General features: G+C 61.5%; 11 protein-coding genes. 4 read left to right on the top strand and 7 right to left on the bottom strand.

The features are described from left to right. Window positions 1-5 precede the first annotated feature (5 nt). From DVJ77_RS16780 to DVJ77_RS16765, 4 genes are read right to left on the bottom strand one after another with little or no spacing between them, the layout of a single operon-like run. On the bottom strand, window positions 6-1,235 hold the full coding sequence (locus DVJ77_RS16780; RefSeq protein WP_114846662.1) for an AGE family epimerase/isomerase: 1,230 nt from the start codon (window positions 1,233-1,235) through the stop codon (window positions 6-8). Further along, window positions 1,232-2,224, bottom strand: coding sequence for a carbohydrate kinase family protein (locus DVJ77_RS16775; protein ID WP_114846661.1), 993 nt, complete (start codon window positions 2,222-2,224; stop codon window positions 1,232-1,234). The genes DVJ77_RS16780 and DVJ77_RS16775 overlap by 4 nt, the downstream gene beginning before the upstream one ends. Further along, window positions 2,224-3,939 (bottom strand): sugar MFS transporter, encoded by a 1,716-nt coding sequence (locus DVJ77_RS21705; protein ID WP_114846660.1) that lies wholly within the window; start codon window positions 3,937-3,939, stop codon window positions 2,224-2,226. Before DVJ77_RS21705 ends, DVJ77_RS16775 begins: the two co-directional genes overlap by 1 nt. Window positions 3,940-3,957: 18 nt before the next feature. Then, the gene (locus DVJ77_RS16765; RefSeq protein ID WP_114846659.1) at window positions 3,958-5,010 is read right to left on the bottom strand and encodes a LacI family DNA-binding transcriptional regulator; all 1,053 of its coding nucleotides are present in this window, start codon (window positions 5,008-5,010) and stop codon (window positions 3,958-3,960) included. 329 nt (window positions 5,011-5,339) lie between these two features. On the opposite strand from DVJ77_RS16765, the gene DVJ77_RS16755 reads away from it, so the two are divergent. From DVJ77_RS16755 to DVJ77_RS16740, 4 genes are all read left to right on the top strand, one after another. Beyond that, on the top strand, window positions 5,340-7,679 hold the full coding sequence (locus DVJ77_RS16755) for a GH92 family glycosyl hydrolase (protein ID WP_114846657.1): 2,340 nt from the start codon (window positions 5,340-5,342) through the stop codon (window positions 7,677-7,679). 98 nt (window positions 7,680-7,777) lie between these two features. After that, window positions 7,778-9,586 (top strand): ATP-binding protein, encoded by a 1,809-nt coding sequence (locus DVJ77_RS16750; protein ID WP_114846656.1) that lies wholly within the window; start codon window positions 7,778-7,780, stop codon window positions 9,584-9,586. Further along, a complete protein-coding gene (locus DVJ77_RS16745) occupies window positions 9,583-10,029 on the top strand; it encodes a response regulator (protein ID WP_114846655.1) in 447 nt (148 codons plus the stop codon). Before DVJ77_RS16750 ends, DVJ77_RS16745 begins: the two co-directional genes overlap by 4 nt. A gap of 96 nt (window positions 10,030-10,125) precedes the next feature. Then, window positions 10,126-11,676: a response regulator gene (locus DVJ77_RS16740; protein WP_191983715.1), complete on the top strand. Its 1,551-nt coding sequence runs from the start codon at window positions 10,126-10,128 to the stop codon at window positions 11,674-11,676. A 9-nt stretch (window positions 11,677-11,685) separates the two neighbouring features. On the opposite strand, the gene DVJ77_RS16735 is transcribed toward DVJ77_RS16740, so the two are convergent. From DVJ77_RS16735 to DVJ77_RS16725, 3 genes are all read right to left on the bottom strand, one after another. After that, window positions 11,686-13,083, bottom strand: a complete 1,398-nt coding sequence (locus DVJ77_RS16735; protein ID WP_114846654.1) for a sigma-54-dependent transcriptional regulator — start codon at window positions 13,081-13,083, stop codon at window positions 11,686-11,688. Window positions 13,084-13,614: 531 nt separating this feature from the next. Beyond that, a complete protein-coding gene (locus DVJ77_RS16730) occupies window positions 13,615-14,691 on the bottom strand; it encodes an alpha/beta hydrolase (protein ID WP_114846653.1) in 1,077 nt (358 codons plus the stop codon). Between the two features lie 63 nt (window positions 14,692-14,754). Beyond that, on the bottom strand, window positions 14,755-17,001 hold the full coding sequence (locus DVJ77_RS16725; protein ID WP_114846652.1) for a glycosyl hydrolase family 95 catalytic domain-containing protein: 2,247 nt from the start codon (window positions 16,999-17,001) through the stop codon (window positions 14,755-14,757). Between the last annotated feature and the right edge of the window lie 26 nt (window positions 17,002-17,027).

Raw genomic sequence — 17,027 nt, 5'->3', positions numbered from 1 at the left:
GGTTATCAGGGCACTCCGCCGGCACGAATCAAGCTCAGCACCTCATGACAGGCGCCCATGGTGTGGTAGTCGGTTTTACCCGCCGGGCTTTTCTCGTCGTCGTACTTGTTATTGTCCTGGGTCAGGATGCGGTACCAGGCGCCATAGCGGTGATCGACGAAGTGCTGCCAAGAGTAATTCCATAGTTTGATGTACCACTCGTCGTATACGGCTTGACCCGTGCGCGCATGCAGGAGCGCGGCGGCTGCCAGCGATTCGGCCTGAACCCAGAAGTATTTATCGCCGTCGCAGATGCTGCCGTCGGGTGCGAAGCCATAGCAGATGCCGCCGTTGGTGTTGTCCCAGGCGTGCGCCAGCGCGGTGTCGAACAGGTGCTTGGCGGTAGGTAGTAGCCAGCGTTCTTCGCGATTGCGCTCAAGCAGCAGCGGTTCAAGGATGAGCAGCAGCTTGGCCCATTCGGTTTGGTGGCCGGGCTGGTAGCCCCACGGGCGGAACAAGTGTTTGGGGTCGTCGCGGTGGTAGTCCCAGTCGATGTTCCACTGCGTGTCGTAGTGCTCCCACACCAGGCCATGGGTCTTGGCGGTTTGGCGTCGGGTCATGTGATCGGCGAGCAGCAGTGCGCGGTCGAGATAGCGCACTTCGTCGCTGGCCTGATAAGCCGCCAGCATGGCTTCGCACATATGCATATTGGCGTTCTGGCCGCGATAGCCGCTGAAATTCCATTCTGGGTCGGCTTCGTCGCGATAGAGGCCGGCGGCGGCATCCCAATAGCGCAGTTCCAGCAATTGCCAGGTTTCGTCCATCCAGGCGGCGGCCTCGGCGACACCTGCTTTTAGTGCGCATGAGTAAGCGAGCAGCACGAAGGCAACACCATAAGCGTGATTGGTGCGGTCTTCTGGCTTGCCGTCGCGAATCGTCCAGGCATAGCCGCCGGTGGCCGGGTCGCGATGCACGCTGCGCAAGTAATCCAGGCCATGACGTACCTGGTCGAGGTATTCGGGTTTCTCGAATTCGATCGCCGCCATCGCGTAGTTGAAAACGAAGCGTGTGCTGCTGACCAAATGGCGATGGCTACGGTCGTAAATCGTGCCGTCGTCTTTGAAGTAGTGAAAGAAGCCGCCCGAGCGGTCGATCGCATGCGGGTGATAGAAGGCCATGCTGTGCGCGATGTGATTGCGCAGAAAGGTCTCGCTGCGAAAGTCGGGGGCGGTGTCGGGAGCGGTAGGAGCGTTCATGCGTAAGCGTCCATAAAAGCGAGCGCGTCGGTTTCGCTGGGCATCGCCGCGAACGAGCCTTGGCGGGTTACCGTGAGTGCACCGCAGGCGGCGGCAAAGCGCAGCGTGGCGTGCAGGCGCGGCAGTTCGCCGATAAGTTGATCGAGGCGTTCGCTGCTTGATGTGCCGGGGGCTGCTTCGAGCGTGGACAGGCGGTGCAGCAGGCCGCCGACAAAGGCGTCGCCCGCCGCCGTGCTATCCACCGCCGGCACGGAGTAAATCGGCATCTCGCCGTCGGCGTCGGGGTGAAACCAGCGCAGCGGTTTGGCGCCGTCGGTCACCACCAGCAGGCGCGCCTGGCCCTTCCATAATTGCTCCAACGCAGCCTCTTCGCCGTCGATGGCGAGATAAGCGAATTCCTCGGCGCTGAGTTTGACCAGATCGGCTAAGTGCAGTGCCGGCCAGAGCAAGGGGCGTGGGTCGATGTCGTGCGGCCACAGTGCCGGGCGCAGGTTGAGATCGAAGCTGACCAGCGCGCCCGCCGTGCGTGCGCGGCGCATGCCTTCGCGGGTGGCTTCGGCCAGATCGGGATCGGTCATGCTGTTGGAGCAGACATGGAACACAGCCGCTCTGCGGAAGCTTTCGTCCTGAAAGTGCACCGGTCGAAAGAGCAGGTCCGCCGACGGCGGCCGATAAAAGCTGAAGCTGCGTTCGCCATGTGCATCGAGCGTGACGAAGGCCAGCGCCGTATGTGCCTTGTCGGTACGCGTTACCGCGCTGCAGTCCACCCCGGCCTCGGTCAGGCTATCGAGCAGAAAGTCGCCGAACAGGTCTTGCCCAAGCATGCCGGCAAAAGCGGCAGCGCCGCCCAGCCGTGCCACCGCGACCGCGACATTCGCCGGCGCACCGCCGGCGAAGGGGACGAAACTGCGTGGAAAACCTCGTGAATCTTGTCCCTCATTGTGAAAGTCGATCAGTGCTTCGCCGAAGCAGAGGATGTTCCGTGGCATCAAACAGCTCTCAATGAGTTAAGTGTGGCGGTGTCGTGAATCCGCGAGCCGCGCAGGCCGTAGAACACGATGTAGGCGTAACAGAACAGGGGCAGGAAGAACGCGTGCTGCACACCGATGTGATCGGCCACCATGCCCTGCACATAAGGCACGATGGCGCCGCCGACGATCGCCATGATGAGCAGGCTCGATGCCTTGCCGGTCAGCGGGCCGAGGCGTTCGATGCCCAGCGCGAAGATGGTCGGAAACATGATCGAGTTGAACAGGCCGATCGCGACCACGCTGTACACCGCGACCATGCCGTGAGTAAGCATGGTGGTCATCACCAGCAACATGTTGATCGTGGCGAATGCGCCCAGCAGCTTGCGCGGCGACAGTCGCACCATCAGCGCCGAACCGACCAGTCGGCCAACCATCGCGCCGCCCCAGTACAGCGACACATAGTGGGTGGCGGTCTGTTCGCTCATCTGGCCGATGTTGGGCAGCGAGAGGTAATTGACCATGAAACTGCCGATGGACACTTCGGCACCGACATAGAAAAAGATCGCCAGCACGCCAAACAGCACATGTGGGTGGCTTAGTGCGTCGGCCAGGGTGTGATGCGAGGTGTCGGCTTTTTCGGTGGTCTCGGTCAGTGCCGGCATATTGAATAGCCACACGCCGGCAGCAAGCAGCAGCAATACGATGCCGAGCCCCACGTATGGCAGTTTGACCACCTCGGACTGATGCTCGCGATAGGCTTTCAGCCGATCGCTAACGGTCGCCGGCAAGCCATCGCGAAACTGTTTGAGCTGGGTGGTCTGGGCATCGTCGAGATGGGACCCGGTCAGGCTGTCCAACGCTTTGGCCAGCGGCTCGGACGGCAGCGCGGCGAGCCGTTCGGCCGATTGTGATTTCAGTATCGCTAGCAGTTTGTCGCTCGGCAGCTTGTCCAGTACGGCGCCGAGCACGGCGGGCGTAAAGCGTTCGCTTTGGGCGACCAGCGCATCGGTCGGGAGCTTGTCCAGCGTCGGCCCGGCGATACCGCCCAAGGCGGCGGCAAGGCGTTCCGCGGGCGCCTGCTGCATGGTTTGCACGGCCTGAGCCGCCGGCTGCTCATTCAAGCTGCTGATGAGCTGTTGGGTCTCTGGTGCATCCTGTACGTTTTTCGGAATGGCCGAGGACACCGCGGCCAAAATCAGCAGGCCGCCGAGATAGGGTGCCAGCGTGGTGCCGAGCGAGTTCAGTGCCTGCGCCAAGGTCAGTCGGCTGGAGCTGGTGCGTTCGGGGCCGAGCAGGGCGACATAAGGATTGGCCGCGACCTGCAACACGGTAATGCCGGTAGCCAGCACGAACAACGCGCCGAGAAAGGCGCCATAGGAATGCAGCGTGGCGGCAGGCCAAAAACCGAAGGCGCCCACCGCCGCGATGGCCAGGCCCGAAACAATACCTCGCTTGTAGCCCAGCGCGGCGACCAGTCGCCCCGCCGGCAACGACATCAAAAAGTACGCACCGAAAAAAGTGAACTGCACCAGCATCACGCGGGCGTAATTCAATTCGAACACGGCTTTCAGGTGCGGAATCAGAATGTCGTTAAGGCAGGTGAGAAAGCCCCACATGAAGAAGATCGTGGTTATCACTCCCATCGCCAGCGGGTAATCGGTATAGCGCGCGTTGTCCGTGCCGTTCGCGATAGAAGCGGCGGGCGACGAAGGGGGCGGGGCATTAAAGGCCATAAGCGTTCCTGGTGCGAATCAAAGCGAACGAGGAGGGGCGCTGCTTTCACGCACGACTAATTGCGCTGGGGCGACGATGAAGTTGGTATCGGCCTGCGGATCACGCAGCCGCGCGAGAATGGTCTGCGCCGCCTGGCGTCCACGTTCGCGCGGACCCGTAGCCAATGTGGTCAAGGCCGGGGTGCTGAAGGCGGCCTCGGCCACATCGTCGAAGCCGGTAACGGCAAAGTCGCGACCCGGCTGCAAGCCGCGTTGATTCAAGCCCAGCATCAGGCCGAGCGCGACCGCGTCGTTGTAACAAACCGCGGCGGTCGGTGCAGGCTCGTGGGTAAACAGCTCGCCGCAGCGATGGGCGGCATCCAGTCGCGTCGGTGCGGTTTCGACTCGCCAGTGCGGCAGCATCGATAAGCCCGCAGCCGTCATCGCCTCGACATAGCCGGCATGGCGCTGGCGGCACGAGCTGGAATCGCGATGGCCGCCGAAGAATGCGATGCGCTTGTGACCTTGCGCAATCAGATGCTCGGTAGCGAGGCGGGCGCCGCGCTGGTTGTCCAGCATCAGTCGATCCCAGTGCGCGAACTCCGGCAGGCTGCCGCCGAGTTCGCGGTTGAACAGCAGTAACGGGGTCTGCGCGCCGACCGTGGCCAGCACTTGTTGGGCATCGCTGCCCTCGGCCGGCGACAAGATGATGCCGCCCGGACCATGCTCGATCAGCGAAGCAAGCACGGCTTGCTCACGTTCGATCGATTCGCCGGTGCTGCCGAGCAAGGTGACAAAGCCGGCCTCGCCCAGGGTCTCGTCGACGCCAGCGGCAAATTCGGCGAAGAACGGGTTGGCCAATTCGTTAAGCACCAAGGCGATGCTCGATGACGTGCGCCGTCGCAGATTGGCGGCAGCCCGGTTGTAGACATAACCTTGCCGGCGCAGCTCAGCCTCGACTTTGGCCCGAGTGAGTTTGTTGACCAGTGGGCTGCCGCGCAGGACCAGAGACACGGTCGCACGCGACACCCCGGTGCTGGCGGCAATGTCGGTCAAGGTGACCTTACGGCGTATGGGTGTGTTGCTTTCCATCGTGATTGTCTCGATTGGAACGATCTAAATGTAGCTACAGTTAGGTATTCGGTCTATCGCGCAGCGCAACATGACCTTGCTGCGCAGCCGATGCTAGCGTGCGACGCTTGTAACGATCTAAATCCAGGTAAGAGTCAGCTTGAAGGCTGGATCGGGGCGCCGGCACGGATACGCCGGGCAAGCCTGCGGCGCCACGGGCGCTCGGGACGCTGCCACGGGTAAGCCGCAAGCCCGTTTCGCCCATAGGTCGATTTTTGTTGGAATTCAGTGCCCCCACTGCCTACCCCCTGATACCGCTCCTTTTCCCTTCCAGCGTAAAGGTAACCTGTATGGCTATCCGATCACCGTCCCCCTGGCTAATTAGCGTACTGGTCGCTGCGATGAGTTTGTCACCTCAACAGGTCGGCGCGGTGACGTCCGGCCATGCCGGCGAGGTGGATCCGCGCATCGGCACCGGCGGCGATGGGCATACTTTTCCGGGCGCCACGGTGCCATTTGGCATGATTCAGCTCTCGCCCGATACGGCCATGCCGGATTTCAAGCATGGCTATAAATGGGCCGCCGGCTATCAGTATGGCGATAGCAGCATCATGGGTTTCTCGCATACGCATTTCTCAGGCTCGGGCCATTCGGATCTCGGCGATGTCTTGCTCATGCCTATCAGCGGCGCGGTACGGCTGGAGCCCGGTGACCCGGCCCGGCCGGGCAGCGGTTACCGTTCTCGCTTCAGTCACGACAGCGAAACCGTCGAGGCTGGCTATTACGCCGTCACCTTGAGTGATTACAACGTGCGCGCCGAACTTACCGCCGGCCGCCGCATTGGCTGGCATCGCTACAGCTTCCCCGCCGGCCAACCGGCGCATCTGCTGCTTGACCTGCGCCCGAGCATTTACGACTACCCCGGCAAGGTGCTGTGGAGCAGTCTGCGTGTGCATGAAGACGGCAGCGTGACCGGCTGCCGCCAAACGCGCGGCTGGGCACCGGGGCGTGAGCTGTGTTTTGCCATGCGTTTCTCGCAGCCGATAACGTCGCGCACGCTATACAACCGTGAGGCCGAGTTGCCCTACAAAGGCTTCAAAGGGCCCGGCGAACAGGCGCAAGACCGCGATGCGCAGAGCGGCCGCGCTCTGGTCGGTGTGTTCGATTTCGCCGAATTGAAACAGCCGCTGGGGGTAAAGGTAGCGATCTCGCCGGTGAGCGAGGCCAATGCGCTCGACAACCTCGACAGCGACGGCAACGGCTGGGATTTCGATGCCCGCCGCGCCGAGGCGCGTGCCGCCTGGGACAAAGCGCTAGCCGTGATCGATGTCGAAGCATCGGCCCCCATGCGCAGCAACTTCTATACCTCGCTGTATCACGCGATGTTGTCGCCGACCCTGTCGATGGACGTCAATGGCGACTATCGCGGGCCGGACCACCAGGTACACCACGCCGACGGATTCGATTTTTACTCCACCTGGTCGCTATGGGATGTCTATCGCGCGCAACAGCCCTTGATGGCGCTGTTGCAACCCGGCCGCAGCACCGATTTCATCCGCTCCTTGATCGCCGCACGCGAAGCCAGCCCGTTCGGTATCTTGCCGGTGTGGGCGTATCAGGGCTTGGAGACCTGGTGCATGATCGGCTATCACGCGGTACCGGTCATCGCCGATGCCTATATCAAAGGCGTGCGCGGTTTCGATGCGCAAAAGGCTTTGGATGCGATGGTCGCCAGCGCCACCTATGCCCCTTACGGCGGCCTGGGCGACTATATGAAACTCGGCTATGTGCCCATCGACAAAGAGCCCGAGGGCGCTTCCAAAACATTGGAGTACGCCTATGACGACTGGTCGCTGGGGCAGATGGCCAAGGCCATGGGCAAGCACGACATAGCCAAGACCTTCGAGCAACGCGCCACCAACTGGCGTCACGCCTACGATGCCAAAACCGGCTTCATGCGCGCGCGCAAGAGTGACGGCCATTTTCGCGAACCCTTCGATCCCGATGTCGCCGGCTACGGCAGCGACTACACCGAGGGCAATGCCTGGCAATATTCCTGGTACGTGCCGCAAGACGTCGCCGGCCTAGTTGCCGCGATGGGCGGCGATACGAACTTCGTCAGCAAGCTTGATCGTGTGTTCGACGCGAAAGTCGACCCCGCGCATTTCCAGCACGTTGAAGACATCACCGGTCTGATCGGCTGGTACGCGCACGGCAATGAGCCCAGCCACCATCTGGCCTATCTGTACGACTACGCCGGTGCGCCGTGGAAAACCCAGGCACGCCTCAAGCAAATCATGGACAGCCAATACGCGCCCAAGCCGGATGGTCTGGCCGGCAACGACGATCTGGGCCAGATGTCGGCGTGGTACATCTTTACCGCGCTGGGTTTCTATCCGGTGACACCGGCCAGTGACGAATACGCCATCGGCCGGCCGTTTGTGTCGCGCGCGACGCTGCATTTACCGAGCGGCAAAGATTTCACCGTGAGCGCCGCGCCGCTGGACGACGCCCATCCTTTTGTCGGACAAGTCACACTCAATGGCCAGCCGTTAGGCAGGGTGTTTTTGCGGCACGGCGAGATAGTCGCCGGCGGCGAGCTGCACTTCACCATGCAGGCGCAGCCGAATCGAGAGTGGGGGCAGGCGGCAACGGCTCGGCCGGCGGCCATGAGCAGCTATGCGCACTGAAGGCTTCGTCTGTGCCTTTTGGGGCCTAGCCTCCGCATAGGCATATCTGCAACCATGCGCGAGTGCATCGGAGGCATATGCCGGTGGTCCGCAGGGGAATGAACGATTCGGTGGTTTTGCGCTGGCGTGTAGGCGGATTACTGCTTGCAGTGTTGGTGATTGTCGCGTTGCCCTACGCGATGACACGTAGCGGTGTGCGCGATGCGCTGAAAGCCGGCGAGCAGGTGACGCGCTCGTCCGAGGTGAAGTCGCTCACCTACCAGATCGCCTACGAGACGCGCGACAGCGAAGCGGCGCTGTATCGAATGCTTGACGGCGATGCCGACGCGCAGATCAAAGTCCGCTCCGAGCAGGCCTACAAAGACGTGCCGGGCTTGCTTGGCAAGTTGCGCGGCATGACCCGCGATAACCCCGACCAGCAAGTGCTGATCGGCGCCCTTGGCGCCAGGGTGGATGTGCGGCTGGAGCGGATGCAACAGGCGATCTTGCAATATCGGCGCGGCGACATGCTGGCCGCCAAGCAGGCGATGCGCGACGCCGGTACCTTGTTCAAGATGGACGACGTGATCGAAGGCATTGTCCGCAACGAAGACGGCACCTTGCTCAATCGCCGTACCGAGGCGAGTCGGCAATCTTTCAATAGTGGCCTGGTCTTTGGGATCACCGCCGTCGCGCAGATCGTATTGCTGGCGATCGTGGTGATCGTGTCCGAGCGGCAGATCGGTCGGCGTCTGCGCGCCGAGGTGCGCGAGAGCCTGGCAGTGAAGCGCTCGCAACTGATTGTGCAGGCGGTGCGCGAACCGATTGCCTTGCTCGACGCCGAGCTGCAAACCCTGTTGGTAAATGCCGCCTTCGGCGAGTTATACGGCTTGTCGTACAACCAGGGCCACGCCCAGGCGCAGTCGCTACCCTTGGCCGAGCTGGGCTATGGCGCCTGGAGCGACAGCGCGTTGCTGCAGCGGCTCAATGACGTGCTGCTGCTCGATCGCGAACTGTGGGATTACGAACTGATCCAGCGCACCGTCGATGGCATCGACCGCCACGTCGTCATCAATGCGCGGCGTTTGGAGCAGGACGATGGCGGCGCCCCGGTGCTGTTGCTGACCGTCAGCGACATTACCGCGCGGGCTTTGGTCGAGCACCAGGTGAAAGAGCTTAATCGCCAGCTTGAGGGCAAAGTGCAGCAAGTCTCCGACGTCAATCGCGAGCTGGAGGCGTTCAGTTATTCGGTTTCGCACGACCTGCGTGCGCCGTTGCGGCATATCGCCGGTTTTACCGACAAATTGCAGCGGCATCTGAGCGAGCAGGCCGACGAGTCCTCGAAACATTATCTGCAGGTGATAAGCGACGCTGCGCATCGCATGGCATTGTTGATCGACGACTTATTGGTGTTTTCGCGACTGGGCCGTGGCGCACTACGGCTGCAGCCGGTGGATATGCGCGCACTGGTCGACGAGGCACGGGTGCTGGTCGAGCCAGAGACGCAGGGCCGGCAAGTCGTCTGGGCGGTCGAGCCGCTGCCTATCGTGATCGGCGACGAGAACATGTTGCGCACGGTATGGCAAAACATGCTCGGCAATGCCGTGAAGTACACCAGCCAATGCGAGGTTGCGCGCATCGAGGTCAGTACGCAGCGTGGTCCCAATGGCGATTACGAGTTCATCGTGGCGGATAACGGCGCCGGTTTCGACATGCAATACGCCGACAAGCTGTTCGGGGTATTCCAGCGACTGCATCGCGCCTCGCAATTTCCCGGCAACGGTATTGGTCTGGCCAATGTGCAGCGCATCATCACGCGGCATGGCGGGCGCATTTGGGCAAATGCCGAGTTAGGCAAAGGGGCGCATTTTCATTTCACTCTGCCCGCTTCCGACCTGGCCGAAACGTTCGCGCAGGAGCGCGCATGACTCATCGTCATCCGCGGACCATCTTATTGGTCGAAGATAGCCTGGCCGATGCCGAGCTGGTCGTTGACGCACTGCGCGAGGTGCATCTGGCGCATACGCTGATCCATGTGGAAGATGGCGTGGATTGCATGGATTATCTGCAGTGTCGCGGCGAGTGGGCCCGGCGTGAGCCGATCAATCCGGTGGTGGTGCTGCTGGACATAAAAATGCCGCGCATGGATGGCTTGGAGGTACTGACCCGGATGCGCAGCGACGATCGGCTGCGTCGGGTGCCGGTGGTGATCCTGTCCTCCTCACGCGAGGAGAGCGATCTGGCGCGCGGCTGGGATCTTGGCGTGAACGCCTATGTCATCAAGTCGGTCGATGTAAGCCAGTTTCTGGAATCTGTGCGAACTTCAGCGCAATTCTGGGCAGTGTTAAATCAAGGCCCGGAAGAGGAATGAGAGGGTTCTGCGGATATCGGCACCAGCGCATGGTAGATGCGCTGAGCGGTATCGCGCGCTATCGTCTCGCCTTCCCCGTCCCCGCAGGGTCCATGCATGCCTGACAAGCAAAGTCGAACATGGCTGCCTAGCGTACGCATACTGCAAGTCGAGGACAGCCGCCCCGACGCCGAGCTGGTGTTGTCGGAGCTCGATGCCGACGCGCTCGTATACACCGTGCAGGTGGTCGATGACGAGGCGGGCTACCTCGCCGCCCTGCGAGAGTTCAAGCCCGATATCGTGCTGTCGGACCTGAGCTTGCCCGGTTTTTCCGGCCGCCGCGCACTGGAGTTGCTGCGCGAACACGATCAAGAGCTGCCTTTTATATTCGTCTCGGCCAGGCTGGGCGAAGAGGCGGCGATCGAGGCGCTGCGCAACGGCGCTACCGATTACATCCTCAAGCAAAACATCGCGCGCCTGGCCAGCGCGGTACGGCGTGCCTTGCGCGAGGCCGAGGCAGCGCGTGCGCACCAACGCGCCGAAGCCGAATTGATTCGTGCGCAGCGCTTCGAGAGCCTGGCGATGCTTGCTGGCGGTCTCAGCCACGATCTGCGTAACTTGTTACAGCCGTTGCTGCTGGCCGGCGACAGTCTGCAGGACTATCAAGAAGATCCGCGTCTGGCTCGCCTCGGTGCCTTGGTGCGTGATTGCGGCAAGCGCGGTCTGGACATGGTGCAGTCGATGCTTTCGTTCGCACGCGGCGCGCATCGGGCCGAGCAGGTACGCATTGGCGGCTTGTTCGAAGCGCTTGGCCTGCTGATGCAGGGCAGTGTGCCCAAGACAGTGACCTTGCATATCGACGCCGAAGATCCCGAACTCAGCTTCGACGGCAATCACACCGAGTTGCAGCAGTGCCTGCTCAATCTGTGCCTCAACGCGATTCAGGCGATGCCTGCCGGCGGGGAGCTGCATGTCGGTGCCGCGCAGATCAATTTACCGGCCAGTTTCTTTCGGTTCGGTGAAGATGCGCAGCCTGGGCGCTACCTGTGCCTGACCGTTGCCGATACCGGTATCGGCATGGACCAAGAAGTATTGCGACGCTTATACGAGCCGTTTTTCACCACCAAGACCACCGGCACCGGACTGGGTTTGCTGTCATGCAAGCGCATTGTTGCCAGTCATAACGGCGTCATGCGGGTAGAGAGCGAGCCGGACCATGGCACCCATTTCTATTTGTATATACCGCTGGCCGAACACGTCGATGCAAGCGAGCAGGACGAGCAAGACAACCTGCAAGGCAATGGAGAGCGTGTGCTGGTGGTGGTCGAAGAGGCCGCCCAGTTGTCGCTTCTGGTCGACACCCTCGATGCCTGGGGTTACCAGGCGCATGCCAGCCAGAGCGGCACCGCCGCCCTGCAATGGATCGAAGCGCAAGGTGTACCTGACGTGGTCGTGGTTGACGCTGATATGAGCCTGTTCACCGGCGTGCGTACCCTGGCCGCGCTGATCGATCACGGCTATCGCGATAGCGCCATTTTGCTGACGCGCTCGGATACGCCGCCGGACTTGAGCGGATTGCCGGCGCTGGAGCACATCTATCAGATCGACAAGCCGGTCTCGGCGCGTACCTTGCTATTGACCTTGCGTGAAGTACTGCAAGGCCATTAACGGCAAGGCTTAGTCGATGCCCAGTTTTTTCAGCTTGTAGCGCAACGCCCGAAAAGTGATGCCGAGCTTCTTGGCGGCGGCGGTCTTGTTGTAGCGCGACTCTTCCAGCGCCTTGACGATCGCCGTGCGTTCGAGATTGCTGATGTAGTCGTCCAGTCCGCCATCGCCAGTCGCTGCCGCTGGCGGTGCGACTGCGTGTGGTGTTGCCGGCGCTTCCGAAGCAGCGCCTGCGCCGGCACGCTGGGTGCGTTGCGGCAGCATCAAGTCGATAGCATCGATGGTGTCGCCGTCGCACATCGCCATCGCGCGCTCAAGAATGTTCTCAAGCTCGCGCACATTGCCGGGGAAATCGTATTCCTCCAGCGCGCGCTGTGCCGCCGGCTGCAATTGACCCGCCGCCGCACCGCTCTTGGCAGCAAGCTGGCGCAGGATAAACGCGGCCAGTAACGGCACGTCCCCGCGTCGTTCGCGCAGCGGTGGCACGCATAGTTCGATCACGTTGATGCGATAGAACAAATCCTGGCGAAACTGCCCCAGCTCGACCAGCGCACCAAGATTTTTGTGGGTGGCCGAGAGAATGCGCACATCCACCGGGATCTCATCGCGCCCGCCAATCGCACGCACCGCTTTCTCCTGGATCGCACGCAGCAATTTCACCTGCATGTGCAGCGGCAGCTCCGCCACTTCGTCGAGAAACAGCGTGCCGCCGTGGGCCGCCTGAAACAGCCCTTCTTTATCGTTTACTGCGCCGGTGAAGCTGCCTTTACGGTGACCGAAAAACTCGCTTTCCATCAACTCCGAAGGGATCGCGCCGCAGTTCACCGGCACAAACGGCCCGCCGGCACGCGGTCCCTGCTCGTGGATCAGCCGCGCTACTAACTCCTTGCCCACGCCGGACTCGCCGGCGATATAGACCGGCGCCTGATTGCGCGCGAGCTTGGTGATGGTTGAGCGAACCTGCTGCATCGCCGGCGAATCGCCGACCAGCCGGTCGCCCGTGCCGCCGGACTTGGCGGCGACATGGTCACTGCGCTTTTCCTCGGCCAGCTTCAGCGCCGTGCGCACCAGTTGCCGCAGCATCTGGATATCGACCGGCTTGGAGACAAAGTCGAAAGCGCCGGCCTTGAGCGCATTCACTGCGGCATCAACATTGCCATAGGCGGTAATCATCGCCACCGGCGTATCGGGATGGCTGGTGGCGATCAGTTCGATCACCTCCTGGCCATTACCGTCGGGCAGGCGCATATCGGTAAAACATAGGTCGTAACTGTGTTCGGCCAGTGCGCGTCGAGCTTCGGTCACCGTTCCTACCGCATCCACGCGCAGATCCATGCGGCCCAGAGTGATAGTAAGCAGCTCGCGAATGTCGCGTTCGTCGTCGATGACCAGTACGGTCTGTTGGCTCATGCGCTTCAAGCTGAAATGTAATCTTCACAAGAATACCCGGCGCCCCTCCAGGGGGCAAAGGCTGTCGTGTCTCAATCGCCGGGGCGGGTGCTGGTGTCTGGCGGAGTCAGGTATTCCAGAATTTTCAATCTTGAAGTGTGATGTGCGTCAAGGACGGTGGCGATGAAATGCTTCCAGAGATGATGCGCGCCCTCTTTGTCCCTCCCCCTGCCTGCAGGGGGAGGCTGGGAGGGGGTACACCCTTGCCGCAAGATTCAACCCCTCCCCAACCCTCCCCTACAAGCAGGGGAGGGAGCCACGCTGCCCCACCACTTCATCCTTCGGCAACGGCTCGCGTAGGTTGGGCTGAACAAAGTGATGCCCAACGTTGCGTAACGTTGAGGCTCGCCGTGATACCCGAGGTGGCATGCTTTTGGGATCCGCCGTGATACCCAACATGCGTGCTTTTGGGACTCGCCGTAATACCCAGCATCGCGCAACGTTGGGGTTCGCATTCGCTCACCCCAACCTACGCACCGGGCAAACACATCCTCAGTGACCTAGGTGCCGTGCAAAGAACTTCACGATGACGTTGTAGGCGTCTTTCGACTCTGGTAGCTCGGGGTCGGAGAAGAACGAATGCCACATGCCGTCCCATACGTGCAGGTCGGCATCGACGCCGGCCTGGGTCAGCAGGGCATGGCTGCGAATCACTGAGCTCATGGAGAAGTCACGGGTGCCGCTTATCAATAAGGTCGGCGGAAACTTGGCTAGTAGTTGCGGCGAAACGCCGGGAAGCACTTGTGGGTCGGTGGGGCTGGCGCCTTTGAAATAGGGCAGGTCGGTGAGTTGTATAGGATGCTTGGGTACGGCGTCGCCATTGAGTGGTGGCGCGGTATAGACGGAGTCGCCGTCGAGGGCGACCAAGGAGGCGCAGAAGGTACCGATGGCGCCCGGTACCGGCAGGTGTTTGGAGATGAATCGGGCGACCGATTCGGCGGTGAGAAAGCCGCCGGCGGAGCAGCCGTAGATGCCGATGTTTTTAGCTTTGTAGTGTTTCAACAATGCGCGGTAGACCGCTTCCACATCGTCGCTGGCGGTGGGGAAAACGTACTCGGGGCCTTGCCGGTAGTCGACGCTGACGACCTTGATCTTGCCCAGGCTGGCGATGGGGATCGACTCCACCAGGCCGCCGCTATGGGCGCCCCATAGAAAGCCGCCGCCGTGCAGATTGATAAGCACTCGCTCATGGCTGTCCCCGCCGATTCCCGCCGCCGGCTCCACTACATCGGTGGGGACACCACCGATGGTTTGTGCGGCGATCTTTACGGGGTACAGTTTTTTCATGCGTTCGACGCGATCGGCGTTGATCCGCTCGTAGTAGGCGCGACTGACTTCAATCGGGCTACCCAGGCCGGGCGCGCTGCGGTTCTCGACGATCATTTGTTGAAAGCGTACGAGCGACTCGGGTGAGGCGAAGGCGGAGTAGGGCGCGCTGAAATCGGTTGCGGTCACGCCGCCGTTGCCGCTGACGCGCGCAGGCGGCGTATCGGCCCATGCCGCAACACTGAGCAAGCCTGCGCAAAACAAGGCGATTAGCTGTTGGGATCGAGGGCGGGGTATGCGCATGGCGATTTCTCCACAGATGGATAAAGCCGTAAACATCTCAACCGTGCGGTGCGAGGGCGCGCATCAGTCCAGGGCCTTGCGGGTCAGCACGGCTTTGCCGCTGGCGTTGCGCTCGATATGGATGTCGTAATGCTTGCCACGGAAGCTGATGTGCTTGAGGGTGAGCGCGCGCCATGCGGGTGGCAGCGCAGGCGCATAGGCCTCGGTCAGGCCTTGCTCGTCGATGCGCAGGCCGCTCAGGCCGTAGACGAAACTCTGCACGAAGCCGGCGGAGGTGGCCAGAATGTATCCGGCGTTGTTGGCCACCGTTTCGGTGCGCACATTGAACGGCGGTTTGAGAAAGCCGACCAAGTTGCGTTGTATCCAATCGCCGGCGGTTTTCGCATCGCCCAATTCCGCGGCGCCGACGGCAAGCATCACCATCATCATTTCGTTGGGGTCGTCGCCATGCACTTTCAGTTCGTTGAGCTGAAAGTCGAAGTCGTTCTTGCGCACTTGCGCCGACATCGGCAGGTCGAGATTGGGATACATCAACCAGGCCAGCGACGAACCCATCCAGGTGATTTTGTCGTGCGGCACCGAGGCGTCGAAATCGAGATGGCGCTGCTCCTGGTCCTGGAACGGGATATATATTTTCGAGGCGATCTCGGCCCACTGCGGGTCGGCTTTGGCGCCGACCAGTTTCGATGCCTGAATCGCAATGGTCAGTGCCTTGCGCGCGACGGCATTGGTAAACGAATCATTGGGCACGTCGTCGTAGGCTTCGTCCGGCGAGGTGACGTGATGAATCTCGTAGCGGTCTTTTTCTTTGTTGTAGGTAACGCGACTGGCCCAGAATTGCGCCACTTCGTCGATCACCGGCCAGCCGTATTGTTTGAGCCAGGCGGTGTCGCCGGTCGCGAGGTAGTACTGCCATTGGGCGATGGCGATATCCGCATTGACATGGATCTCGCGAAACACGCCATAGGCAAAATGCGGCGTGTGATCGACACCGGTTTCGGGGTCGGACTCCCACGGATACATGGTGCCTTTGGTGGCGTACTGCCGAGCGCGTTCGCGGGCGGGCTGCATAGTGCGATGGCGAAACATCACGATCGGTTTGGCGCGCTCTGGATGCAGCAAGAGCAGGGCGGGAAACACCCACGAGTCGCTGTCCCAAAAAGCATGGCCGGCGTAACCGGGGGTGAGTGCGCAGGCGCCCATCGGCCAGGCGGTGCCGGTGGTGGTGTTGGACAGCAGGTAATACAAGTCCGAGTGCAACGCCTGCTGCACCTTGGCGTCGCCTTCGACGACGATGTCGGCCTTCCATAGTTCATGCCATGCGGCCTGATGCTCGGCAAGCAGGGCGGCAAAGCCGGTCTCGCGCGCGGCTTTGGCCAGGGCTAGCGTCTCTTTCGCATCGCCGCCCCAGTTCTGCCGGGAGGCGGCGATGTATTTGGTGAAGGTGTAGGTTTTGCCTTGTTTTACTTTGGCGACGACGTTGAGCGACAGGCGGTGCGGGCCACGCTCCAGCTTGACGTCTTCGATGTCCAGGTCGGCCGGCAGGTTGATGGCGGCGGCCTCGGCCATGGTCAGGCCCTGTTCGGCACGGCCATCGAGGGACAGTGTCAACGCCTTGGCATCGCCATCGCTGGACACAATGCGAGTGACGCCGTGATACCACACGGCGGCGCGGTCGGGCGTGGGTACGGGTTTGTTATCCAGATTCTGCCCGCTGGCGATGACCGCGGCGATCATCTCATCGCCGCTCATCTTGCCGATGGGGAAGCGCGGCTGATGCTCCGACCACAGCCGCAGCGGAAATGTCAGTTGCACGCTGCCGTCAAATTGCGGGGTGATCGAAAGCTGGGTTGCGGCAAGATGATTCGCTGCCTGACTGACGAAGGTGGTGACTTTTACGTCGGTCGATTTGTTCGCATAGACGAAACGATAACGGGTGCTTAAGGTGCCGTCGCGCATGTTCAGTGTCTGCGCGTAGTCGGTAAAGATCTCTTTGCCCAGGCGGGTTGAATTGATCCAGCCGCCACCGGGGTTGTAGTCGATTTCACTCCAACCGGGAATCGCGGCGGGGCGGGCGATATCGTCCTTGGCGTAGTCCATAAAGGCGACCATATAGGCGAGATTGCCCTCGGTGCCGCGCGGCGATGTCATCGTCGAAAAATAGCCGTTGGCGAGATAGCTGGGAAAGTAGCTATCGAAATGCTTCGAGGTTGCCGTGAGCAGGAAGCTTGGGTCGGTCTGGCCGAATGCGGGTGCGGCCAAGGCGGCGATCAGGCACAGGCCAATACATTTCAAGTGACGGAACTTCACGATAACTCCATGTCTATACGTACTAC

The organism is Dyella tabacisoli (assembly GCF_003350925.1).
In the GTDB taxonomy this organism is placed as follows: domain Bacteria; phylum Pseudomonadota; class Gammaproteobacteria; order Xanthomonadales; family Rhodanobacteraceae; genus Dyella_C; species Dyella_C tabacisoli.
The sequence above is the reverse complement of the archived record's forward strand: the minus strand, read 5'-3'. Positions and strand labels throughout refer to the sequence as shown.